This window comes from Desulfovibrio sp. TomC (genome assembly GCF_000801335.2).
Classification (GTDB): Bacteria; Desulfobacterota; Desulfovibrionia; order Desulfovibrionales; family Desulfovibrionaceae; genus Solidesulfovibrio.
Genome location: NZ_JSEH01000011.1, coordinates 69693 through 93535 on the forward strand (window position 1 = coordinate 69693; position 23843 = coordinate 93535).

Consider the following 23843-nt stretch of genomic DNA (forward strand, 5'->3'; position numbering starts at 1 on the left):
CTCGCCATGTCCGACCGATTGATCACCCCATGTGCCCCCGGCCGCCACAAATCCGTTTCCATTTCTCCCATGCCGGCGGCGACCTGACAAGGCCATTGGGCCACATCATTCATCCCGGCCGTTTCTTTCCCGGCCAGGACCGGGCACTCTTCGGCCCCAGTCCCGGGACGCAAAAAAGCGGGGACCGCAACGCTGCGGTCCCCGCTTGGTGGTTTACGGCAATGCCGCCGGCGCATCAGCCCATCCAGCCCGCGCTCAAAAGGACGCCGGGGTGCGCTGCCGGCTGGCGCAACAACGGTGGTTCTCGTCAAGGTCAAACGCCGCAGGGCACGGCCCCGCCTCTTTTCCCATCTTCTCTTGCCGAACTTCCGACCGCCTATTTGGCAGCGTCCCCGGTCAAATCAAACCAACCCCAGGAGGGGATTCCAAAGGGACTCAGTCCCTTTGGCCGCCGGAGGCATTCTTCCTCTCCCTCTTCTCTCTCCAGTCTTCTACTTGTCTGCCTTGGGCGGGGTGTAGTCGCAAAGCGGCTCCGGGGCCATGTAGTTGCCGGACATGGTTTGCGCCCTGGCCCGGCAGCCGCCGCAGACGCGGTGGTACTGGCACACGCCGCACTTGCCCTCGTAATCGTCCTTGTTGCGAAACTGGAGGAACTGCCGGGAGGTGCGCCAGATTTCCGGGAACGGTTTCTCGCGCACCTGGCCGCAGTCGAGATCGAGGTAGCCGCAGGGCTGGACCTGGCCTATGGCCGAGATGAAGCAGAAGCCGGTGCCGCCCAGGCACCCGCGGGTCATGGCGTCCATGCCGAAGGTGTCCGGGGTGACGGGGACGCCCTCGGCCTTGGCCCGCTGGCGCATGATCCGGTAATAATGCGGGGCGCAGGTGGCTTTTAAGTGCATGTTCGTGGTTTTGCGGAAGTCGTAAAACCAGTTGAGCACTTCCTCGTATTCCTTGGCCGTGATGATTTCGGCCCCGAGCTGGGCGGCCCGGCCGGTCGGGACCAGCAGGAAGATGTGCCAAGCGGCGGCCCCGAGTTTTTCGGCCAGTTTGAAGATTTCCTTGAAGTTCCCCATGTTGTGCCGGGTCACGGTGGTGTTGATCTGAAACTCCATGCCGGCCGACTTCAAGTACTCGATGCCGCGAAGGGCTCCTTCGAAGGCTCCGGGCACGCCCCGGAAGTCGTCGTGGTCGGCGGCTGTGGGGGCGTCGATGGAGATGGAACAGCGGGCGATGCCGCTGGCCTTTATTTCCCGGGCGTTTTCCGGGGTAATGAGCGTGCCGTTGGGGGCCATGACGCAGCGCAGATCGTGGCTGCGGGCATGGCGCACGAGGTCGAAGATGTCCGGGCGCAGGAGCGGTTCGCCGCCGGTGAAGATGATGATGGGGCTGCCGGTTTCCGGGAAGGTGTCAATGAGGGCCTTGGCGTCTTTGGTGTCGAATTCGCCGGGCCAGGGATCGAGGCAGGCCTCGGCCCGGCAGTGTTTGCAGGCCAGGTTGCAGGCCCGGGTGACTTCCCAGGCAATGAGGCGAAGGGGCGGCGCGCCGGCCGGGCCGGTGGCCTGGGGATGGCCCCCCGGGTGGCCGAGAGGATCACTGCCGCCCGGATGGCCGGGACCTTTGGCATGGGGATGCTGCATATGCGATGCGCCGGGACAGGCCTCCCGGCGTCCTCCTTGGTCGGGATTTGACGCGGCGTGTTCCCGCGACGGTTCGCTTGATATAATGGTTGGGCCGGGTGAGGCAAGGTGCGGGGAGGAGGGGCCCAACGATTGAAGGGCTGCGACCTCCCCGGCCAATGCCGGGACTCGTCGCAGCCCTCATGATGGCGACAACCGTTTGCCTACCACCCCGGCCTACTTGATCCAGGGCAGCACTTCTTCCGCGAAATAGGTGATGATCATGTCCGCGCCGGCCCGTTTGATGCCGAGCAGGGCTTCCAGGACCGCCAGCTTGGGGTCGAGCCAGCCGTTGGCAATGGCGGCTTTGAGCATGGCGTACTCCCCGCTCACCTGATAGGCGGCGATGGGGGTGTCGAAGTTGTCGCGCAGGAGGCGCAGGATATCGAGATAGGGCATGGCCGGCTTGACCATGAGGATGTCGGCTCCCTCGGCCAGATCGGCCGCAGCCTCGCGCAGGGCTTCGCGGGAATTGGCCGGGTCCATCTGGTAGCCGCGCCGGTCGCCAAAGGCCGGGGCGCTCTCGGCCGCCTCGCGAAACGGCCCGTAAAAGGCCGAGGCGTATTTGACGGCATAGGACATGACCGGGATATGGGCAAAGCCGGCCTCGTCCAGGGCGGCGCGAATGGCCCCGACCCGGCCGTCCATCATGTCCGACGGGGCCACGATGTCGGCTCCGGCCCGGACATGGCTGACCGCCGTCTTGGCCAGCAAATCGAGCGTCGGGTCGTTTAAGACCTCGCCGTGCCCGTCGAGCACGCCGCAATGGCCGTGGCTGGTGTATTCGCACAGGCACACGTCGGTCACCACCAGGAGCTCGGGATAGGTTTCCTTCAGGCGCATGACGGCCCGCTGCACAATGCCGTCATCGGCGTAGGCCCCGGTGCCCATGGGATCTTTCTTCTCGGGCAACCCGAAAACAATGGCCGAACGCAGCCCCAAATCCATGGCCCGCCCCACCCTGGCAACCAGCCGCTCCACGGAAAACTGGGACTGGCCGGGCATGGAACCGATCGGCTTTTCAAATCCGGCGTCCGGGGTGTCGACCACGAAATAGCCCTGGATAAGATCGGCCGGCCGCAGTTCGGTTTCCCGGACCATCTCGCGCAGGGGAGCCGTGCGCCGCAGTCTGCGGCCACGGTGGAAGTCACCGATAAACACGATACGACCTCGTTGTTGGGAGTTGTCTCAGCTTTTGCGAACAGGGAAAAAGGCGCTGACAATCTCGTCGACCTGGCCAAAGCCTTCTTCGGCCAGCTCGCCCAGACGTTCGGGGGCCAGTCCCAACCGTTCCCAGGCCACGACGTCGAGGATGGGCACCGTGGCCGAAGCCGGCGGCGCCAGCCCCATGGCCACGGCCATGACGTCGGCCACATGGAGGATGGCCGGTTCCAGGCTGCCCTTGCACCCGGCCGGCTTATGGTGGCAGGCCACGCAGGACACCAGGGCGTCGGGAAATTTCCAGGCCCGAAGGAGCAGCCCGCCAACAAGGGGATGGGCAAAGCCCATGACTTCCTCTTCGGCGGCGTACAGGGGCAACCCGTTGGCCTTGGCGTAGTAAATGGCCTCCACGGCGGCGTGGGGCATCTTTTTAAACAGCACGAGCCGTCCGATGTCGTGGAGAATGCCGGCCACAAACAGCCGCTCCGCCCCGCCCTGGCCGGTCGCCGCGCCAAGGAGGCGGGCATAGACGCCGACCGCCACGGAATGTTCCCAGAACGTGCGCATGTTGATCAGTTCCGGGGGGATGTCCTTGAAGGCATTGATGGCCGAGATACCGAGCACCAGGGTGGAAATTTCCTGGCCGCCGATGACCATGACGGCCCGGGAAATGGAGTCGATGCGATGGGGCAGACCGTAAAACGGGCTGTTGACGAGCTTTAAGAGCTTGGCCGACAGGCTTGTGTCCTTGCTGATGACGTCGGCCACCTGGGAGGGCGAACTGACCGGCGAATCGAGCACCTGGCGGATCTTGAAATAAATATCGGGGAAGGAGGCGAGCTTGACCTCGCTGGCCACCAGATCCTTGACGCTGCCTTCCTCGCGGAAAAACAGGTCGGAGGAGGATTCGGCCTGGGGACTGGGGAAAAAATCCGGCGGCAACGGCATGCCCCGGGCCAGCTCCCGGGCCTGATGCAGCGCAGCGGCCTCAAACAGGACGGCTATGGCCGGAAATTCGGTGTCATTGGCCGCAAAACGCCGGGCAACAGCCCCGGCCGCCGCTTCAATGAAAGCCGGATCGAGGCTGGCGGCATCGCCTTGAGCGTCGGCCGCACCATCGCCCACGTCGGCCCGGGTGACCCCGCGTCGACGAAGACTTGCGATATGGCTTTCAGTAAGGACAATGCCCTTGGGCAGAAGCATGGAACCATCCGGCCCCTTGAGGTCGGCGGCCAGCTTCATGCCGGATTCCAGGGCGTCCACGGGCAACCAGGCCACGGCTTTCCCCCTTCGCGGTCGCCGCTGCCAGATGGGCGACCAGACGTACCTTAAGATAGTATTCCTTTTTGCGGGGCACGGTCAACCGCCGAAGACGCTTTACAGCGCAGCTCCCAGGGCGTATCAAGCCGCCGGGAAAATAAACGCCCGCACGGGCCCCGGGGGAAAGACGATGGACGTTATGGCTGTTGTTTCGGACAAGGAAATCGAATCCACGCCTGTTACTGTTGGCGAAACCCTCTCTGCCGAGGATCGCCTCGCCGTTGCCATGGAGGCGCTTGGCGCCATCGTGGCCGAAAACGACCTGACCTGCATGCGCGCCCTGTTCCGGATGCGCCGCCGGGCCGAAGTGGCCCTGGCCCGCATCGAGGCCGCCGCCGGCCACGACATCCGCCACTAAGCCCATCCCGTCCGGATCTCAGGGGTCGGCAAACAGCACCGCCGGTCCCTGATGAAACACCTGGGCGTTTTCGCCTGTCACCCGCACCATGATCCGCCGGTCGGCCCCCTCGGGCAAGGCCAGCCGATACCATTCCCCAACCGGCGACCAGATGCCGTCATCCGTGCCCTTTCGCAGGGCAAAGACTTCCGTTCGCCCGCCGTCCGGGGCCACGCTCTCCACGGCCACGACATCCCCGGGTCCCTGGATGCGCGGATAGATCCGAAGGCTCCTGGCTGTCGGCGGGACCGGCAGCACGATTTCCCCTGCCCCGCCCCCCTCGGCCACGCTGAAGCTGCTCCAGCCCTCGGCATCGGCCGGGCTGTCCTTGAGATTGGTCACGGCAACGGCCCTGACCGCGCCCTCGGTCGTCTTGGGCCGGCCGGAACCATCGGCCGGCCGCCAGGCGAGGCACTCGGGACAGACCGCCTCCAGCCGGGCGTCGTCCAGGACCGGTGCCCCGGCCAGGGCGGCCGCCGCCGGTTCACGGGCGGCCAGGGCCAGATACACCTGCCGGGCCAGCAGGAAATAGCCGTAGCGGGTGAGATGCAGGCTGTCCGACCAGACCCGGCGGACGGACGCAGGCGAGGCCAGGGCGGCGTCGAAAACCGGCTGGACATCAAGCCTGGCGGCCCCGGTCGCCTCGGCCACGGACGCAGCCGCCGCCGGCAGCGCCGTGCGGCCAAAGGCCAGGAGTCGGGCCTGTTCGGCATTGGGACCGCCCGTGCCGGCCTCCGGGGCTTCCAGGCGCAGGGGATCGGACACCAGGAGCACGGCCGCGCCTTGCTTTTCGGCCAGGGACACGGCCTGGGCCAGATTGTCCCGGTAGCCGATAAGCGCCCACTTGGCCTCCAGGTCGTGCATCCCGGGCACTCGGGAGGCGGCCAGCCGGTCCTCCCCGGCTGCCAGCCGGCCCAGATCGCGCCGCCAGCCGGCCAGCCGGCCCAGCCGCGCCCGCTCCAGGGTGGCCAGGGGCACGGACCGGGCCGCGTCGAGGTCGTTTAACCCGTCCATGATGACGTAGACATCCGGGGCAAGCGCCCCCAGTTCGGCCACGCGCAAAGGGGTGTGCAGCGAGTGGTAGCCAAACACCCCGGCGTTTAGGACCTCAACCCGACGCACGCCGCCGGTGGTGCGGTCGAACATGGCCTGGAGCAGGGCCGGATAGGCGTAGCGGTCGGTCTCCACCCCCGCCCCCAGGGTGGTCGAACCGCCCAGGCAGGCCACCCGCACGGTCCCGGGCCGCTTTGGCCCGATCTCCTCGCCGACCAGCCCGGCCGCGTTGTGACGAAAGCCGTACAGGGACACACTTGGCCTGAGGCGAAAGCCAAGGACAGGATCGAACGTGGCGGCCGGATCGTTGCGAAAGGCGTGGTGGTCAAGCCAGACCAGACGCGCCGCCGGGTCCGGCCCGGAAAAGGCAAACCAGGCCCAGGCCGCAACCGCCGCCAATACCGCCGCCCCCGCCCATCGCCCTCGCCTGCCCATGCCCGCGCCTCCCGGCGCGGCCCGCGCGCCAATAAAAAAGGCCGAAAGAGACATCCCTCGGCCTTTTGCTGTTTCCGCAATCCCGGCCTATTCGTCAGGCCGGATTTCGTCGTCGGTCAGATAACAAGCCGGATCGGGCGCCCAGACGTCGTCGTAGACCGCCTCGGCCCGCGCCCGGAAGTTGCCGCCGCAAATCGACAGGTAGCGGCAGGTGGCGCAGCGTCCCTTCACGTGGCGCTTCTTGTCCTTGAGCTTGGCCAGAAGTTCGATGGCCGGGTCGTCCCAGATCTGGGAAAACGGCCGCTCGCGGACATTGCCGAACACGTGGTGCCGCCAGAACTGGTCGGGATGGACCTTGCCGTCCCAGGAGATGCAGCCGATGCCCCGGCCGGAGTTGTTGCCCTCGTTAAAGGACAAAAGCTCCAGCACGTCGGCCGCCCGGGTCGGGTCCTCGCGCAGCAGGCGGTTGTACACGTGGGGGCCGTCGGCATGGTTGTCGACGGTCAGGACTTCCTTGGGCAGGCCGGCGTCGTGCAAGGCCCGGGTGTGGTCCATGATGAGGTCGACCACGGCCCGGGTGCCGGCGTGGTCCAGGTCCTCACTGATGAGTTCCGAACCGCGGCCGGAATAGACCAGATGGTAAAAACAGATGCGCGGCACTTCGCGTTCGCGCAACAGTTCAAACAGCAGGGGGACTTCCGAGACGTTGCGCTTGTTAATGGTAAAGCGCAGGCCGACTTTGAGGCCCTCGTTCTGGCAGTTCTCAATGCCTTGCAGGGCCTTTTGATAGGACCCGGGCACGCCGCGAAAGAGGTCGTGGACCGCTTCGCCGCCGTCCAGGGAGATGCCGACGTAGGACAGGCCCACGGACTTGAGCTCCCGGGCCTTTTCGCGGGTGATAAGCGTGCCGTTGGTGGAAATGACCGCCCGCATCCCCTTGGACACGGCATGGGAGGCCAGTTCGGTCAGGTCCTTGCGCACCAGCGGCTCGCCGCCGGAAAAAAGCATCACCGGCGCGCCATAGGCGGCCAGATCGTCGATCATGGCCTTGGCCTCGACCGTGCCGATGTCGTCCTTGCCTTCGGGGTCCACGGCCTTGGCGTAGCAATGCACGCACTTGAGATTGCACCGCCGGGTCATGTTCCAGACCACGACAGGCTTTTTATCCTTGGAAAATTGCAGCAGATGCGACGGAAGTTTGCCGGAGTGGCGACCGTAGCGCAGGGCGTCGGAAGCCTCCACCCCGCCGCAGTAAAGCTTGGATATACCGATCATTTAAGGTCCTTTGTTCGATGGGTGGGATGGCCCTATAATACATTTTGCGGGCAGGCGGTAGGGGCCGGCAGGGAGAAAAAACCGGCCGGCCCCGGGTGCGGCGACGGGAGAATCAGGCCTTTGGTGCGCTCGTCTTGGGCGGCGTGGGCTTTATCCCCCAGATGTCCTTGGCGTATTCGCGGATGGTGCGGTCTGAGGAGAAATAGCCCATGCGGGCGGTGTTGAGCACGGCCTTTCGCATCCAGAGGTCGGGGCGGGCATATTCCATGCCGATACGCTCCTGGGCCTCAATGTAGGACATGAAATCGGCCAGATGGAGATAGCGCTCGTTTTTGGCCAAGAGCTTTTCGAAAATCCAGTGGAACACGGCCGGTTCGTCGGGACTGAAGCGGCCGGCCGAGATGGCGTCGAGGACCCGGCGGATTTCCGGGTGCTTGCGGTAGTATTCCCAGGGATCATAGCTGCCCTCGGCCAAGTGGCGCTCCACTTCCGGGGTGGTGAGGCCAAAGAGATAGAAATTCTCCTCGCCGACCGCCTCGCGGATTTCGATGTTGGCTCCGTCAAGCGTGCCGATGGTCAAAGCGCCGTTTAAGGAAAACTTCATGTTGCCCGTGCCCGAGGCCTCGGTGCCGGCGGTCGATATCTGCTCGCTCACATCCGCGGCCGGAATGAGCTTTTCCGCCAGGGAGACGCGGTAGTCGGCGGCAAAGACCACCTTGATGTATTCGCTGGCCCGCTTGTCGGCATTGATGACCCGGGACAGGCGGCAGATGAGGTGGATGATCTCCTTGGCCTCGAAATAGCCGGGCGCGGCCTTGCCGGCGAACACGTAGACGCGCGGGGCCGGCGGAATATAGCCGTCCTCGGTGATGCGCAGATAGTCGTGGATGACGTGCATGGCGTTTAACAGCTGGCGCTTGTATTCGTGGATGCGCTTGGCCTGCATGTCGAAGAGGGCATCCGGGGAGAGCACGACGCCGGTGGTTTTGGCCAGAAATGCCGCCAGATGAGCCTTGCGCTCACGCTTGACCGCGGCAAAACTCTCCCGGAAGGCGGCGTCCTCGGCCAGGGGTTCGAGCCTTTGCAGTTGGTCGAGGTCGGTGATCCAGGCCTCGCCAATGGCTTCGGTGATGAGCCCGGCCAAGCCGGGATTGGCTTTGTACAGCCAACGCCTGGGGGTCACGCCGTTGGTCTTGTTGTTGAATTTCCCCGGCCACAGGGCGGCATAGTCCGGGAAGAGCACCTTTTTGACCAGCTCGGAATGGAGCTTGGACACGCCGTTGACCGAGTGCGACCCAACCACGGCCAGATGGGCCATGCGCACCTGTTTGCCGCCGTTTTCCTCAATAAGCGACAGGCGCTGGATCTTGCCCACGTCCACCGGGCCGGACAAGCGCACGGAATCGAGAAAGCGCCGGTTGATCTCGTAGATGATCTGCAAATGGCGCGGCACCACCTTTTCCATCAGCTCCACCGGCCACATTTCCAGGGCTTCAGGCATGAGCGTGTGGTTGGTGAAGGCCAGGGTGCTGGTGGTGATGTTCCAGGCCCGGTCCCAGGGCACGCGGCGCTCGTCCACCAAAAGGCGCATGAGCTCGGCCACGGTCAGGGCCGGATGGGTGTCGTTGAGCTGGATGGCGGCATGTTCCGGCAGTTCTTCGATGTTCCTGTTCTGCTTGAGAAAGCGGCGGGTAATGTCGCGGATGGAACAAAAGACCAGAAAATATTCCTGCACGAGGCGCAGCTCGCGGCCAAACGAGATGGATTCGCTGGGATAGAGAATCTTGGAAATCAGTTCGGAATAGACCTTCTGGTGAATGGCCTTTATGTAGTCGCCCTGGTCGAAGATCTCCATGTTGAAGCTGTCCGTGGACTGGGCGGCAAACAGTCGCAGATAATTCACCGTCTTGAAACCGTAGCCCACGATCGGGATGTCATAGGGCACGCCGACCAGATCCTGCCAGTCCACCCACAAGGGCAGATAGCTGCCGTCCGGGGCCTGATGGTTCTCCACCCGGCCGTAGATGGGCACGATGACCGACTGGTCGCGCCGCTCAAGCTGCAGCGGCATACCTTCGGCCATCCAGTAATCAGGACGCTCCACCTGCCGGTCGTTTTCAATGGACTGCTTGAACAGCCCGTATTCATAATGGATGCCGTAGCCGCAGCCCGGCATGTCCAGGGTGGCCAGGGAATCCAGGAAACAGGCGGCCAGCCGGCCAAGGCCGCCGTTGCCAAGGGCCGGGTCGCGCTCAAACTCCCGGATCTCTTCCAGATTGTAGCCCCAACTGGAGAGCAGCTCACCCATTTCGCCCTGGAGCTTCATATTAAAGATGTTGTTCCCCAGGCAGCGGCCGAGCAGATACTCGATGGAAAGGTAATACATGCGCTTGGCCCGGGCTTGGCGATAGCGGTCCCGGGTTTCAAGCAGTTTGTCCACGAGACGGTCACGCAGGGTCAGGGACAGGGCCGTGGCCACATCGCGGTTGCCGGCTTCGCTACAATGCTTGCCCAGGGAATGGGTGACGTGCTCGCGGATGGAGCAGGACAAATCTGCGGCTTCGAGACCGTGTAAGGGACAACTGTCGACAGGCATGGCTTCCTCCTGGAAACGAGGCGGGAGACTAAGCCCGGCATAGCAAGAAATGGGACCCGTTGTCCAACCAGGGGCCTGCCGTCACAACATCGCGACACCCAAAATCAATCCGCCTTCTGTGCATTTTCCAGCAGGGCGGCAGGCTCCTTCGCAGCAGCGGCCAATGCGGCACGGGCAAGAAACACCAGGCAGCAAAATACCGCCACGGCCAGCAGGAACAGCGGACTGAAGCCAAGCAGCCCGGCCAGGGGTTGGATGAAACCCGCCGCCCAAAACGTCGCAAGAAGCAGGTCCCTTCGCGGGAGGTCGCCGTGGGCCAGAGCCGGAAAAGCCAGCCAAAGCAGGCCTGCGTCATAATAATAGGCGTGGGGCGCAATCAGGATGGTCCCGGCCGCAGCCAGCCCGACAAACGGCAAGGCCATCGCCGTCTCCTTGGCGCACCCGCCGTTGCCTGCGCCGGCCCTGGCCCAACGCAGCCAGAGCAGGGCAACGACAACGGCTGCGGCCAGGGCCAGGGCATAACCGATCCAGGCGATGGGCAAATGCGTCTTGAGTGCAAGATTTCGAAAAACGCCGAGACAGGAAATGGCCTTCTCGCTTTCCATCGCCATGGACGTGCCGATAACCCACCGGGCATAGCCCAACCATTGTTGCGGCCACCCCGGGCCGAAGAGCAGCGTATTGGCCGCGCAAGTGATCCCAGCCGTGCCCAGGCCCCCGAGCAGGACGCGCCATCTGCCCCCCAACGCAGAGACGCCAAGGAGCGTCAGCCCGAACTGGGGCTTGTACAGCAAAAGCCCGAGAGCCACGCCGGCAAGCCAGTCCCGGCCGCGCATCCCGGACGTGGCGGCCACCGTGACCAGCAGGATGGTCAGCGGCGTGTTCTGCCCTCCAAGCAGGGCTCTGAAGACCGGATAAAAAAAGACCATGGCCGCAAACAGGGCCAGGACATGGCGCGACGCCGGCGGCGACACCCGACACAGGAGCGAGGCGGCCAGCAGGAGACACGCGGCCGAAAAGGCGGTCTGCAGGGCAAAGGCCGCCCGGTACGGCGCTTTGGCCAGCAGTGCGTACAACAGCGCCATCTGCGGCGGGTAGGCAAAAGGAACAAATCCGCTGTCTTCCCCAGGTTTCAGGGCAGGGATCAGGTCACGCTGGGCGTCGCGCTGGGTTTTTTCGTCATAGAGGTGCGACAGCTGGCCGCTGGCCACAATCCTGCCTGCCCCGTAAAATTCAGGGAAGTCGCCGCCAAGACGGCCGGTGGCGATCCGTGCCCCTTCGCCGGTGCAAAACAGAAACACCAACGCCACGGCCAAGGCGGCCAACAGCAGCCGGGGATACCAAGTGAGGCGCCATGGCGTAAGCAACGCCCCGATGCTTGAAGCCACGTCGCGTCTCCTTCCGGCAAGCACACCCGGGGCAGACCGGGAAAACAAGGCCGGACAAGCTGCCCGGATGCCGGGCCACCGCCGGAACCGACTACGGCAGCCGCCCCTTGGCCTGACCAGGGGCACGGTAGCGAATGTCCCCCAGCAGCACAACCTGCCCCTGCCTCCCAAAATACCGCAGTGAAGCTAAACTCCGACGGTGCGACGGCCGATAGGGTACGGTACACAGGGACTCTTTATCCCTCAGGAGGCCACATGGACGGTATTGGCGGCAGCACTGCCGGGGTCGCAGCCCCGGCCATGCAACAGCAGACGATGGGCGCGCAGGTTGTGACGGAAACCATCAACAAGATGAACACCGAGCCCAACGGCCAGATGAACGCTGACCACGATTTCCAGACCAAAGTCCTCGCCGGCATGGGCAAGGGCACCCAGATCGACGTCGGCGTCTAATCCCCCACCGGGAATAGTTCAAAGCGGCGCGACCAGCGGAAGTTGGTCGCGCCGCTTGCCTTTTGCCCGCCCCCGTCGCATGGCACACCCATGACGACCATCATGCACCTCGACATGGACGCTTTCTTCGCGTCCGTCGAACAACACGACGATCCGTCCCTGGCCGGACTGCCCGTCATCATCGGCCACGACCATCGCGGCGTCGTCTCGGCCGCCTCCTACGAGGCCCGGGTCTTTGGCGTGCGCTCGGCCATGCCTGTGTCCGAAGCCCGGCGACGCTGCCCGCATGGCGTCTTTCTGCCCGGCAACCGACGCCGCTACGCCGAAGTCTCCCGCAGCATCATGCAGACCCTGGGCGAATTCTCCCCCCTGGTCGAACCCGCCTCCATCGACGAGGCCTACGTCGATATTACCGGCACCCAAACCCTCTTCGGACCACCCGAAACCCTGGCCCGCACCATCAAGGAGGCCATCCGCGCCGCCACCGGCCTGCCCTGCTCCATTGGCATCGCACCAGTCAAATTCATCGCCAAAATCGCCTCGGACTTCGAGAAACCCAACGGCCTGACCATCGTCGCCCCCGAGGCCGCCCTCGACTTCCTCGCCCCCCTGCCCGTGGGCAAAATCCCCGGCGTCGGCAAACGCGCCGAACAAACCCTGGCCCGCCTCGGCATCCGCACCGTGGCCGATATCCGCAACCATACCCCCGACTTCCTGGCCCGACACTGCGGCAAATACGGCCTCGCCCTCTACGACAAGGCCCACGCCAAAGGCAGCGCCGCCATCACCACCGACCGGGCCGCCAAATCCATCAGCGCCGAAAATACCTTCGACAGCGATACCGCCGACCGCCAATACCTCGCCGCCTGGCTGCTGCGCCAAGCCGAACGCATCGGCCGCGAACTGCGCCAGGAACACCTGCGCGGCCGCACCATCACCCTCAAACTCAAATTCAATACCTTCAAACAAATCACCCGCAGCCGCACCCTGCCCGAAGCCACCGACTCCGATACCGCCATCTTCCAGACCGGCCAGGACCTCCTCAACGCCGAACCACTCCCCCACCCCCTGCGCCTTATCGGCCTTGGCGTCTCCCACTTCGGCGACGCGCCCCGGCAACTCTCGCTGCTCGACGATCCCGGCAAAACAGAACAACAACACAACACCAAAATCGACGCCGCCCTCGACGCCATCCGAAACAAATTCGGACGCGAAGCCATCATCCGCGGCCGGTTGTTCGAATATAATAAAAAGTAGTTATTGTTGGCGGTTAGCTTTTTTTAAAAAAGAGATGATGCCTCCGGCGGCCGGGGGGATCATCCCCCCGGACCCCTGAAGGGGGGACGCATGGCCCTGGCCGGGGAAGGGACTGCTGCGGACGCGGGAGCGCCTGGCGGCTGCGCCGCATGGGCCGTTGCCATTGGGGCTGCCGACACTCCCCGCCGGAAGCGGGGAGCACGGCAGCCCCAATGGCAACGGCCCGGTTCGCCCGAAAGACCGGGCCTTTCACCGGACAATTATGCCTTGTTACCGCGCCTTCAAGCAAATGCGGCCGGACGGTCTTGGGCAAGGCTTTGCTTGCCCAAGACCGTCCGGCCGCTGGCGAGTTCGGGGCTGGGATTTGGGGCCTGGGTCTGATCGCGGTTTCCGCGAGCTGACCCAGGCCCCAAATCCCAGCCCCGATATTCTCTCCGCCCCCACCCACCGAACGCGCTGCCGCCGCCCGCCTCACCCCCGTCGCAGGGGTCCGGGGGGATCATCCCCCCGGCGGGGTTCGGGGCAGCGCCCCGATTCTCTTCTCTTCTCTTCTCTACTCGACTCTCACTCCCCCTACGATCCAGCGCCGGCCGCAGGCACTGCAGGCGGCGCAGGGTTGGGGCTGGCCGGGGGCGGGGCTTTGTAGCCGTAGTTCCAGTTGGTCATGGGGCTGCCCATATCCATGGCCAGGGTGGCGGTGATGGCTGAGAGGGGTTCGGCGGGCATCCGGTTCTTGCGGGCGAAAATCACGTAATCTTCGGTCAGTCCGGTCTCCATCAGGCCGGAGTGGGCCATGGACCAGAGGCGTTCGCCGCTTCGGGCGTCGATGACGTCGAAGGTGAACGACACGCTGGAGTCGCCCCGGGTACCGCCGGACATGACGTAGGTAAATTTGCCGACCACGACCACATCGACGCCCATTTTCCGGGCCATGGCCACGGCCTGGGGGGTGGAAGCGGTTTTGAAATTGGCTTCGTAGAGCAGTTTGGGGAACACGCGGTCGCGGGTCCAGGTCTGCCAGACGACGCGGGTGAGTTGTTCGCCGAGATCCTGGGCGTAGGCGATGTCCTGGGTGACCTGGAAGGGCACGATGAGGGCCGAAACGGGCACGGGCGGGGCCTTGAGGGGTTCGACATAGACTTCGGGATTGTTCCGTTTGGTCCAGGAGTCGATGGAAAGCGTGTGTTTATCGGTCAGTTTCGGTTCCACGGCGCAGGCGGCCAGGACCAGGACGGCGGCCAGGGCGGCGAGGAGGAGACGGGACGGGGTGTGGGACATGGGGAAACCTCCAGCCCGGGCGGCTTGGCCCGTTATTGGCGCGTGGTGGTGACCACGGGCGCGTCGGAAAGGGTTTTGAGCAACTGCGCACGGGAGGAGAGCAGACTTTCCCGCAATTCGTGTCTTTTCTGGGGGGGCAGGAGGCGAAATTCCGGGCGCGAGGACATTTGCTTGAGCTCAAGCATTTCCTGGCGAATACGCCGGATTTTGAGCAGGAAGGCCTGTTCCTCCGGTCGAATCTTGGAGGCAACTTCAGCCAGTTCGGCCAATTCGCCGGCCATGGCCCGGAAGGTTTCGGGATGGATCTCCCTGGCCTTTCGTCGCCACTGCGCCACGGCGCGCCACTTTGCCCGCATCCATGTCCACATGGCCCACCCCGTCCTGTCGCCTTGGTTTCCGCCCCTGGGGCGGGGCGGAAACCAAGCCGTTTTGTCAGTATTGATCTTTCGCGTTTCACCGCCGCCGCGTCAAGGGGATGGAAGCCGGATCATTGCCCCGGGGTGAAGCTTTGCAGCATGGCCAGGAGCAGGAACAGGTAGATGGACCACTTGATGAAAATGGCGGCCAAGGTCTGGGTGTAAGCGGCTTCGTGGCATTTCTTGAGCCCGATGGCCTGCAAGGCCATGTACCAGATGAGAATGACGGGCGAGAGCAACTGGCCGGCCACGGGCACGGCGGAAAGCACTGTCGGCGCGGCGGAATAGCACAGCACCCGGAAGGTTTCATTGAAGCCTTTCTTGGTGCTGCGGAAAAGGAGCAAAAGGAGATGGGTAACCCAGGCATCGAGATAGATGCCGACGGAAAGCACCAGCGGCACAAGGAGCATGGCGCCCAGGAAGGTGAGGCTGGGCGAGTGCCCCAGCGAGCTCATGGCCTCAGGCCCCCCCGGGCTGCCGATGCGGGCGCGAAGGCCGAAAAGCGACCACATAAAATCGATCACCAGCAAAAATTCGCTGATGAGCAGATTAAAGACGAGGGCTTTGCCCTTGGGCCGGCCGATGGGCAGGGAGTCAAAAAAATCCATCGGGTGCAGCAAAATTTGACGAAGCGTCAGGAACAGGCCCGGGAAAAATCCGTAGGCATCCTGGCGTTCCCAGGGGATGGGGTCGGTGACGGCCTCCCGCTGGGGTTCCTCGGGTTCGTCTTCGGCCGGACGCTGGTGCTCGACCCGGGGTTTGCCGGGTTTGCGGTCGTCCATGGCCTGCAACCGGGCCCAGATGTCGCGTACGCCGTCGGAGCGCAGGGCCGGCTCGGGCTTTTTCGCGGCCGGCGGCGAGTCCTCGGACGCCTCGGCAGTCGCGTCGGCGGCGGAAATTTCTTTAGCACTGGGGGGTTGGACCGCAGGTGTTGCAACGACGGGTTCGACCGCCGCGGCGGGGGGCGGCGCAATCTCGGGGGCCGGCGGCGGGACCGGACGCTCGACCTGGGGTGGTTCGACCAATGCAACCGGTTCAACCGCTTCGACTGGTTCGACCGGAAGCCGGGTCGCGGGTTCATCTGTCCCATCCCGGGTCGCGGCTTGGGGCGCAGGGTCGGCCGGACGGCTTACGGGAGCCGGCGGCGTCTCGGGTTCGACCGGGGCCGCCGGGGGCCGCGTCGCACGGGTGCGGCTGCGGGCCGGGGCCGGGTCGACGAGACGCTGGTGCGTGGCCGGACGGTCCGATTCGACCGGCTTGGCCCAATGACTCAGCGAGACAGGTTCGTCCGGGTCGTCCCCCGGGGCGGACAAGTCTTCGGGTTCGACGTCCTGGCCCCGCCGCTCAGGGGGCATGGGCTCGGGCAGTCCGTCATGGGAGACCAGCGAAGCCTGCCCGGAATAGTCGGATGGGGGTGCAGGGGCGAAGGTGGCATCGGTCACAACGTCGAGTTCGGGAGCTTCGGTCGTTGCGACGCCGTCCTCGGGCACGATTTCCTGGGTGGACTCGTCCAGAGATTCCCAGGCGGCGGCCGGTGGTTGCCGGTCCTGCTTGGCTGCAGACCGACGCCATGAGGAAACGCCCTCCTCGCCGGCGGGCAGACGACTGCCAGGGGTCGCAGAGATGGGGTCGGGACGAAACCGAAACCGATGGCGACACTTGGGACAAGTGGCCATGGTCGGTGTCACCGGAGCCTTGGTATCGGGCAATTCCCTGAAAAAACCGCATTGAGGACAAGTGATGCGCATCATGTACCTTCGCAAAACGTCCCGGTGCTGCCGCCGGGCGCAAATCTGCAAGCACCAGTGTAGCTCCTCAAAGCCCGCAAGGCAACCGGGGGGCTGGAGAGTCCCGCTTCAGGCCGACCAGGGCAGGACAAACAAGCGGCCAGGGCCGTCTGACGGGGACAAGGCCGTCAGGAAATCGAGCGGGAGACTGGGATAATCGGCGTTTAAGCGGTGGGCCGTCGCCCCGGGCAAACGACTGAAGGCCGCGAGCTTCCCGGTAACGGCGGCCGAATCGGCCACCAGCCGGTTGTGATGCAAAATGGGGGCATCCAGGGCCAGGACCGTGTGCCCGGACACCCCTTCCAGGCGTTCATGCAGGGGCCGCACGTAGCGCGGGCCGCTGGCGGGATCACGGCGAAACAGGCGCAGCTGCCAGTCCGGCCACAGGCCGTGGCCCACCTTGGCCCGGCCGGGGTCGGGATAGAGGGTGAGCCGGGGAAAGTAGGCTCCACCCAGGCCCGGCGTGGCCATGATCCGGGCCGCGCTCGCTCCAAATCCCGGGCCGGGCCGCTCGTCAGGATCCAGCGTCAGCACCCAGCCGGGCGGACAGGCGGCCAGCAAGGCGTTGCGCTGGGCCGCGAAATCATTGTCCAGGGGCCGGGCCAGGTGCGTCACCGGCATGCCAAGCAGGGCGGCGCTCGTCGCAGCCTCCGGCACGACGGCGGCGTCCCAGACGATGACGGCCTGTCCGGCCAGTCCCCGGGCTGCCCGGAAAAAGGCGTCGAGCCGGGGTTCCTCCGGCCGGGCCAGCAGGGCCAGCGTGGGCATTTCCGGCCTGAGGGACGGCTGCGGCAGCGGCGGGACAAGGCGGCTGGCCGTCAGGAGCCGGCGCAACTGGGCCAATCCCCTGGTTTCCAAGGGGCCGGCCGGCTCGGGATTGACCGTGGTCAGGGCGCTGTCCGGGGAAAAACCGGCGGCCAGGAGCAGATGGCAGGCGGCCTGGGGCGAGGAATCGGCCAGGAGTTGGCAGCGGCCGGCCGGAGCCAGCCAGGACAGGCGGCCGGCAGAAACCAGGCCCTGAGCCGCTTCGGGATGCAGGGAAACAACGGTCAGCGACGTGGCGGCCGGCAGGTGGGCCGCCAGGGCGGCAGCCAGATCGCCGCTGCCCAGGCCCAGCAGCACCACCTGCGTATGGCGTGTGGCGGCCCGCAGGATGCGCCCGGCCCGCAGCTCGGTTTGCGCCGCGCCGACCGGGACGGGCAACGGCCCGGCCTCAGGCGAACCAAGCCGCCAGGACAGGACCTCGGCGGTGTAGGCAAAAAACGGATGCGGCAGCGTGCCGGATGAAAAAGCGTCCATGGACGTTGGTATCCCGGGCCGGGCCGGGGAACAAGCGGCAAAGGGCACGGTGTCGGGCCAGAGCGTCCAGGCCGGGGTGTCTTTCCACCCTCGACCGATGGCCGGGCAACTGGCCGGGCCACTTTTTCCCGTGTGAACAGCCCAGGGGCGAACCGGCTCAGCGGCTGGCGCGGCCCTGGGAATAGGCGGCCATGACCCGGCGCACCGGCGACACGGTCGGATGCGGCGCATCTTCGGTGGGCTGCAGCGCTTCAGCCTGCGCCCCGGCATCCACGTCGCCGTCAAGCGCGGCGGCCGAGGGCGGCAGGCCCGAGGGCACGGCCACGTCCGGCCTGGCCGTGGTGGCCGCCACGTCAACCTGGGCCGCGACAGGAGCTGCAACCGGCGGAACAGCCGGGGCCGAACCGGCAACCGTGGTCGACGCCGCAGCAGCCATGGCCGGGGTCACCAGCGTCGGCCGCGGGGCGGAGGAGGCCGCAGGACGCGTGGCGCTTGGCGCGGAGGCATAGCGGCCGGCCGCAGCCTGGGGAGCCAGGGAAACCATGGGCGCGACCGAGGTGGAACCGCCGATGTAGACGTTGCCTATGGTCGCTGCGGCCGAGCCCCCCGTGCGGGCGGCCTGGGTGGCCGACGAGGGTACGGCCTTGGTGGTCACCATGGCGTTGGCTTCGCTAAAGGCCTCGCGCAGGCCGTTTAAGATGCCGACCACTTCGTCAATCTTGGCCACATCCATCTTGAGATTGGCCATAAGCAACCGGGCGCTGCAAAAAAAATACAGCTTTTGCAGGCGTTCAGCCAGTTCACCGCCCTTGTTGACATTGAGCGAACCCTGAAGTTCAGAGAGGATGTCCAGGGCCTTGGAGATGAGGATGCCCTTTTGGGCATAATTTTTCTCGGCAATCTTTTCCTTGGCCCGATGCAGAAATTTGAGGGCTGCGTCAAACAGCATGATGACGAGATCACCTTGGGTGGTGGTGCTGACCTGGGTCTGGATATAATTTTTAACGGCGCTTTGCATGAAACTCTCCCCTTTTGCACCCTTATCGGACGAAACGAATTAATCTGAAGAGAGTTTGTCAACTGCCGACGTAAGTTGTTTTTGCTGTTCGTTGTAGGTGCCAAGCAGGGAGTCGACCTTGGCAAACCGCTTTCGCAAGTTTGCGGCATATGTGGAGATTCGCCGCTGCTCAAAGGCAATCTTGTCATCAATCATAGCGGTGATGTCGTCGTAGTTATCATCAAGAATATGCAGGGGGCCGTCGGTGGTATCGGTCAGTTCAGTGAGCAGATTGCTTAATTGCCCGAACTTGCCCTGCTTGAGCGCCACCTCGCCCGAGTGCGTTCCGGGAGAGACGTCGATGGCCCGGATAACCATACCGGCTTCGTCATAGCCGTGCTTCCCGGTGATGAGGTTGGAGTTGCTGCTAAAACTGGCCGGATGGCCGTTGATCGTGGCCGAGGTAATCTTCCCGTTGGAAGCAACGGTGTAAGACAGACCATACGTGCCACATTTAGTTGTATTTTTAATATATGATGTGATTGAAAAGTCAGAAGAACTCGTTCTTCCTGCATATTGATCCGCAAAGAGCTGGGCCACGGCGTCGGCATTCGACGACAGAATGGCGTCAAAGACGTCGTCATTAATGACAAGCAGACCTTCTGTTGTCGAACCTTCTTGCGCATCTGTCAATATGCCGAGCTGGGAAAGGGCGCTGTACTTGTCTGCATCGTAGTCAAAACCAATGCCAATACCAGCTACAGCATCCTTGAGATTCGTATCAATGAGCTGGATACCGTAGTTGCCGGTGAGGAGCGAGGCCTGATTTGTGGACGTATCGACCTTGGTACAATCTTGAATCAACGTTCGAACGGTATTCATCTGCTTGACGAACGACTCCACCTTTTCCTTGATGGAATCGGTATCGGTGGTGGTCGTCAACGTGGACGATCCTGTCCCTTTAAGGGTCAGGGTCTGACCTGTCACCAGATCCGTGATGCTGTTTGTTTCACGGGTGATCCAGCTATTGGCGGCAGCGGGCCAACCATCGAGCTTGAGCTGGGCGCTGGCGTTTGACGTAATGGTGCTGAAATTGGCGCTCCCAAAACCGGAAAGCGACGTGCCGCTGCCAATGGTCAAACTGGCGGTGGAACCGGTATCCATGCCGCGCAACTGCAGATAGTACTTGGTGCCGTCGTAAGAAACGCTGGCCTTGACGCCGGGATTGCTCGGGTCATTATTGATAATGCTCACAAGGTCGGTGAGCGTGCCATTGGCCCCGAGGGAGTTGGAATAGGTGACGCCCTTGTAGGTATAGGCAAATATCGCATCGCTGCTTGAGGGATTGATGTCGGTGGTGGCGCTGGCATAACCGGTGGTGGTGACCATGGCCTTGGCCGTGGCCAAGCGATTGACCACCAGTTCGTGGGTGCCGTTTACGGCTCCGGCGCCGGCCACGGCGGCAACCACCGTCGAGTCCGTGGAATCCGTCACCTTGGACATGAACTCGTCAATGGTGTCCATGCTGTCCAGGGTGGTCTTGAGCGTCAGCATCTCGGTGTTCAGTTCCTGGAAGGCTTCCTGCTTATTGGTCCAGGATTTTTTCCAGGTCTGCAGGGTCGTGATGCGGGACTGTTCGACCTGCACCAGCTTGGTGATAAGCTGTGTGAAATCGGTACCATTGCCGAGACCAGTATAGGTAATCTGGCCGGAAGTGGTAACCGGCGTATAGCTGCTGACGGTACTCGACATAACGCTCCCCTGGCGGAAAAGAATTCCGGGCGACAGGCCTTCGTCGCATGGGTAGCAAGGGGGATGCCAAAATTATGGTCGGGCCGCCGACGGCGGCCCGACCGAAGTCAACGAGGACTAGCCGCCGATGAGCTGGAGAGCCATCTTGGGCATGGAGTTGGCCTGGGAGAGCATGGCCACTGCGGACTGGGTCAGAATCTGGTTGCGCACGAAGTTGGTCATTTCCGTCGCCACGTCGACATCGGAAATCTGGGATTCGGCGGCTTGCAGGTTCTCGCCCTGGATCTGCAGGTTGGAGATGGTATTTTCCAGGCGGTTTTGCAGCGCGCCCAGATTGGCCCGGATCTTGTCCTTGGACGTGATGGCCGTGGTGATGGCCTTGAGCGCCTCCTGGGCCAGCTGCTGGGTGGAGATGCTGCGGCCCTTCGCCGTGCTGCTCGCGCCGATGCCGACACCCAGCGCCGAAGCGGTGGAGGTGCCGATCTGCACGTAGTAGTAATCTTCCGCCGAGTTGTTGCCGGAACCGAAGTGCACCTTGAGCTTGCCGGTGGAGTTGATCCCGGCGCCACTGTGGGTGGAACTGGAAAGGTTGCCGTTGAGCAGATAGATGCCGTTAAAATCCGTGGCGTTGGCGATTCGGGTGATTTCCGAGGCCATGGCCTGATATTCCGAGTCGATGATCAGACGCTGGTCCGAAGTGTAGGTACCGGTGGAAGCCTGTTCGGCCAGTTCCTTCATGCGGATGAGCTTTTCATCGACAACCTGCAAGGCTCCGTCCGCCGTCTGGATCATGGAGATGGCGTCGTTGGCGTTGCGCACGCCCTGGTTGATCGAGGCAATGTCCGACCGCATGAGCTCACGAATGGCCAGACCGGCCGCGTCGTCGGCAGAACTGTTGATGCGCAGGCCCGAAGACAGGCGCGAGGTGGATGTGGCCAGAGCGGAATACGAATTGGACAGGTTACGGCTGGCCGTGGCGGCCATCATGTTGTGATTGATAACGAGCGACATGGTTGTTTCCTCCTTGAATGCTGCGGGCGTCCTTGCCCTTTCGCCAATCCGCGGCCTGCCGTGGGCCCTCGGCCAGCTGCGGAAAGTGTGCCTCTATGTCTAGGTTATCGACGCCGCCCACGACGTTCTTTAGCCCTGCCCCGAGGCCACGCACAAAAAGACACCCGCCGGCCAAAGCCGACGGGTGTCCTTGCCTCAAACTGGGTCAGGCGGGTTAGCGGCGCGACTCCCGCCAGTCGGCCAGCACGGCCGCAGGCAGATGGGCGGCGTGAAACCGGCGCAGCAGGCCGTTGACCCGGCCAACGGCGGCATCGACCCGGGGCAGCCCCGGAGGCACGAGCAGGCCGGCGTCGTCCAGGCGGTCGTGGTAGTGGATGATGGACGGATCGAGGTCGTGGCCGGGACGGTAGGTGGCCGGGCGCAGATGGGTGGGAAAATTCATGGCCGGCCCGAGCAGCGTCGGCACAAGGCCCAGTTCGATCAGGGCCAGGGCCAGCCCCACCTGATCGGCGTGTTTGACGTAGGGGCCAAGCAGGCGGGCGTTGGCCAGGGTGAAGTGGGTCCATTTGAGCCAGTGCGGCCCGACCTGCCCGAAGGACGCGCGGTCAAAGAGGCACACCCCGCCGTTCATGTTGCCGGCCAAGGTCTCCCCGGCAACAAAATCCGCCGCCGCGACCGCCGCGTCCCGGGGCAGCCCGGCCTGATGCAGCAAGGCGCGCAGCAGGGGGAGCGGCGGCGACGGCGTGTCCACGGTCTTGGCCCGCACCCCCGGGCCGGGCAGCACGGCCGAAAGATCGGCGGCCAGGGCCACGTCGGCATCAAGCAAGGCCACGCAGTCCGCCCCGGCCAGGGCCTTGGAACGCAGTTGCACGAGCTTGTTGCAATAGGGCGAGGCCGAGTCGCCGTACGGTCGGATCGGAACCACATTGACCCGGACCTCGGCCAGAAACTCCCGGTAGACGGCCGGATGGTCGCCGACCAGATGGACGAAGACGTCTCCGGGGGCAACCGTGCCGGTGCCAAGCAGCGTGGCCAGAAGATTCACGCTTTGCAGGCGGAATTTGGGCTGGGCGTCCACCACAAAGGACACGGCCAGGGATGGGCTCACGGCGCTCCCCGGCCCGCTCACCGGCAACGCAGCCGGGATACCTCGGCCGCGTCCACCGTGTACAAGATGGGGGTAAGGCCAAGAATGGCCTTCACGCCGCCCCGGGCCTCGGCAGCCGCCCGACGATCGCCAAAACGTCCGGCCAGCACCCGATACCGGCGTTTGGCCCCCTCGCCGGAAACGGCCACACAGGCCGGCATGCCCCGGGCGCGTAATTTGACGGCCTGGACCCTGGCATTGTCGGCATCGGCGAAAAGACCGGTCTGCAGGGCCATATAGCCGGTCGCTGCGGCCGGCTTGGCCGTTTCTTTCACCTGCGTGGCGGGCGGTTGCGGTTTGTCTTTGGCTGCGGCCCCTGCCTTCGGCGCACCAGCGGCCGGCCCGGGGCCGGCGGTCGGGACCAGGGGAGCTGCGGCAATGCCCGGCCGGGGCGGGACGGCCCCTTCGCTCGGCGCGGCAGCCGGCGTCGCAGTCGGGGCCGGGTCCGCAGCCGGGGCAGGCGCTGCCTGGGGGGGCGGGGTCCAGGCCGGGGCGGCCTCCGGGGCAGGAGCAAGGCGCAGAGCAGCCCCCGCGTCCAGGACCGAAATCGGAGGCGGCCCGGCATCCCCGGAGGCAGGAGGCAGCGACGCCGGAGCCGGGGGGACAGGGGCGGCCGACAAGGCCTGCGGCCCAACCGGCCGGGCCGCAATCGCCGTCGGGACCATGGCCGGCGGCTCGCTGCCCGCCACCTGGAACCGGGCTTCGACAGCGGTCAGGCCCTCGGCCGCCAGGGTCAGGGTCCAGTCGCCAGGGGAAATGGGCAGGCCCGGGGCAAAGAGGTAGACCGCGCTTGCGGCCTCGCCCCGGCGCACCGGCACAAACCAGCGGTCCACCGCGGTTCCGCCGCCGGGCAGCGGCCGGGCCAGCCGGGCTTCCACCACGCTCCCGCCGCCGTCCCCGGTCAGGAGAAACCGGCAGCCAAGCCCCTTGTCGCCGGGCAGCGCTGCCTGGCCCGGACGCACGGCATTGCCCCCGGGCCAGCCGTCGCCAAGTCCCGTCTCCCGCAGCAACGCGCCGCAGGTCTCAAGCGTCAGGGCGGGCTGCGTAGCCGCCAAGAGCACGCCGGGCCCTGTCGCGGCCAGCGAGACCAGCAGCAGGCAGACGGGCAGCACATGTCCCAGGTGCGAAAGAAAACGCCTCATGGT

19 protein-coding genes are annotated in these 23843 nt (G+C 64.8%); 3 read left to right on the forward strand and 16 right to left on the reverse strand.

Features of this window, described 5'->3' with window-relative positions:
• Positions 1–491: 491 nt before the first annotated feature.
• The 3 genes from ahbD to NY78_RS12130 all read right to left on the reverse strand — a co-directional run bounded on the left by ahbD (position 492) and on the right by NY78_RS12130 (position 4115).
• Entirely contained in the window at positions 492–1637 is a 1146-nt protein-coding gene (gene ahbD, locus NY78_RS12120; protein WP_043636207.1) for a heme b synthase, read from the reverse strand.
• Between the two features lie 216 nt (positions 1638–1853).
• Positions 1854–2837: a porphobilinogen synthase gene (hemB, locus tag NY78_RS12125; protein ID WP_043636210.1), complete on the reverse strand. Its 984-nt coding sequence runs from the start codon at positions 2835–2837 to the stop codon at positions 1854–1856.
• Positions 2838–2864: 27 nt separating this feature from the next.
• Positions 2865–4115: an HDOD domain-containing protein gene (locus tag NY78_RS12130; RefSeq protein WP_043636213.1), complete on the reverse strand. Its 1251-nt coding sequence runs from the start codon at positions 4113–4115 to the stop codon at positions 2865–2867.
• 181 nt (positions 4116–4296) lie between these two features.
• Here NY78_RS12130 and NY78_RS12135 point away from each other — a divergent pair, with 181 nt between their 5' ends.
• Positions 4297–4515, forward strand: coding sequence for a hypothetical protein (locus NY78_RS12135; RefSeq protein WP_047960176.1), 219 nt, complete (start codon positions 4297–4299; stop codon positions 4513–4515).
• An 18-nt stretch (positions 4516–4533) separates the two neighbouring features.
• On the opposite strand, the gene NY78_RS12140 is transcribed toward NY78_RS12135, so the two are convergent.
• From NY78_RS12140 to NY78_RS12155, 4 genes are all read right to left on the reverse strand, one after another.
• Positions 4534–6042 carry an SGNH/GDSL hydrolase family protein gene (locus NY78_RS12140; protein ID WP_197084241.1) on the reverse strand — a complete coding sequence of 503 codons (1509 nt, stop codon included), beginning with the start codon at positions 6040–6042 and terminating at the stop codon, positions 4534–4536.
• Positions 6043–6129: 87 nt separating this feature from the next.
• Positions 6130–7317 (reverse strand): 12,18-didecarboxysiroheme deacetylase, encoded by a 1188-nt coding sequence (ahbC, locus tag NY78_RS12145; protein ID WP_043636217.1) that lies wholly within the window; start codon positions 7315–7317, stop codon positions 6130–6132.
• 112 nt (positions 7318–7429) lie between these two features.
• On the reverse strand, positions 7430–9913 hold the full coding sequence (locus NY78_RS12150; RefSeq protein WP_043636219.1) for a glycogen/starch/alpha-glucan phosphorylase: 2484 nt from the start codon (positions 9911–9913) through the stop codon (positions 7430–7432).
• Between the two features lie 104 nt (positions 9914–10017).
• Positions 10018–11301 (reverse strand): glycosyltransferase family 87 protein, encoded by a 1284-nt coding sequence (locus NY78_RS12155; RefSeq protein ID WP_231583978.1) that lies wholly within the window; start codon positions 11299–11301, stop codon positions 10018–10020.
• A 255-nt stretch (positions 11302–11556) separates the two neighbouring features.
• Between NY78_RS12155 and NY78_RS12160 the strand changes: the two genes are divergently transcribed.
• Positions 11557–11754 carry a hypothetical protein gene (locus tag NY78_RS12160; RefSeq protein ID WP_043636221.1) on the forward strand — a complete coding sequence of 66 codons (198 nt, stop codon included), beginning with the start codon at positions 11557–11559 and terminating at the stop codon, positions 11752–11754.
• Between the two features lie 90 nt (positions 11755–11844).
• Positions 11845–13011 carry a DNA polymerase IV gene (locus tag NY78_RS12165; protein ID WP_043636223.1) on the forward strand — a complete coding sequence of 389 codons (1167 nt, stop codon included), beginning with the start codon at positions 11845–11847 and terminating at the stop codon, positions 13009–13011.
• A gap of 573 nt (positions 13012–13584) precedes the next feature.
• On the opposite strand, the gene NY78_RS12170 is transcribed toward NY78_RS12165, so the two are convergent.
• The 9 genes from NY78_RS12170 to NY78_RS12210 form a co-directional block, all read right to left on the reverse strand.
• Positions 13585–14289, reverse strand: a complete 705-nt coding sequence (locus NY78_RS12170; RefSeq protein ID WP_043636225.1) for a hypothetical protein — start codon at positions 14287–14289, stop codon at positions 13585–13587.
• A gap of 32 nt (positions 14290–14321) precedes the next feature.
• On the reverse strand, positions 14322–14657 hold the full coding sequence (locus NY78_RS12175) for a hypothetical protein (protein ID WP_043636227.1): 336 nt from the start codon (positions 14655–14657) through the stop codon (positions 14322–14324).
• A 119-nt stretch (positions 14658–14776) separates the two neighbouring features.
• A complete protein-coding gene (locus NY78_RS12180) occupies positions 14777–16456 on the reverse strand; it encodes a YIP1 family protein (RefSeq protein ID WP_231583980.1) in 1680 nt (559 codons plus the stop codon).
• Positions 16457–16561: 105 nt separating this feature from the next.
• The gene (locus tag NY78_RS12185; protein WP_082139990.1) at positions 16562–17791 is read right to left on the reverse strand and encodes a hypothetical protein; all 1230 of its coding nucleotides are present in this window, start codon (positions 17789–17791) and stop codon (positions 16562–16564) included.
• Between the two features lie 157 nt (positions 17792–17948).
• The gene (gene fliS, locus NY78_RS12190; protein ID WP_043636232.1) at positions 17949–18809 is read right to left on the reverse strand and encodes a flagellar export chaperone FliS; all 861 of its coding nucleotides are present in this window, start codon (positions 18807–18809) and stop codon (positions 17949–17951) included.
• A gap of 39 nt (positions 18810–18848) precedes the next feature.
• On the reverse strand, positions 18849–20540 hold the full coding sequence (gene fliD / locus NY78_RS12195) for a flagellar filament capping protein FliD (RefSeq protein ID WP_043636233.1): 1692 nt from the start codon (positions 20538–20540) through the stop codon (positions 18849–18851).
• 117 nt (positions 20541–20657) lie between these two features.
• Complete coding sequence (locus tag NY78_RS12200; RefSeq protein WP_043636235.1) at positions 20658–21551, reverse strand: flagellin N-terminal helical domain-containing protein; 894 nt, start codon at positions 21549–21551, stop codon at positions 20658–20660.
• Positions 21552–21765: 214 nt separating this feature from the next.
• Positions 21766–22659: a hypothetical protein gene (locus NY78_RS12205; protein ID WP_231583981.1), complete on the reverse strand. Its 894-nt coding sequence runs from the start codon at positions 22657–22659 to the stop codon at positions 21766–21768.
• Positions 22660–22676: 17 nt separating this feature from the next.
• Positions 22677–23840, reverse strand: a complete 1164-nt coding sequence (locus NY78_RS12210; RefSeq protein ID WP_156180931.1) for an SPOR domain-containing protein — start codon at positions 23838–23840, stop codon at positions 22677–22679.
• Positions 23841–23843 lie beyond the last annotated feature (3 nt).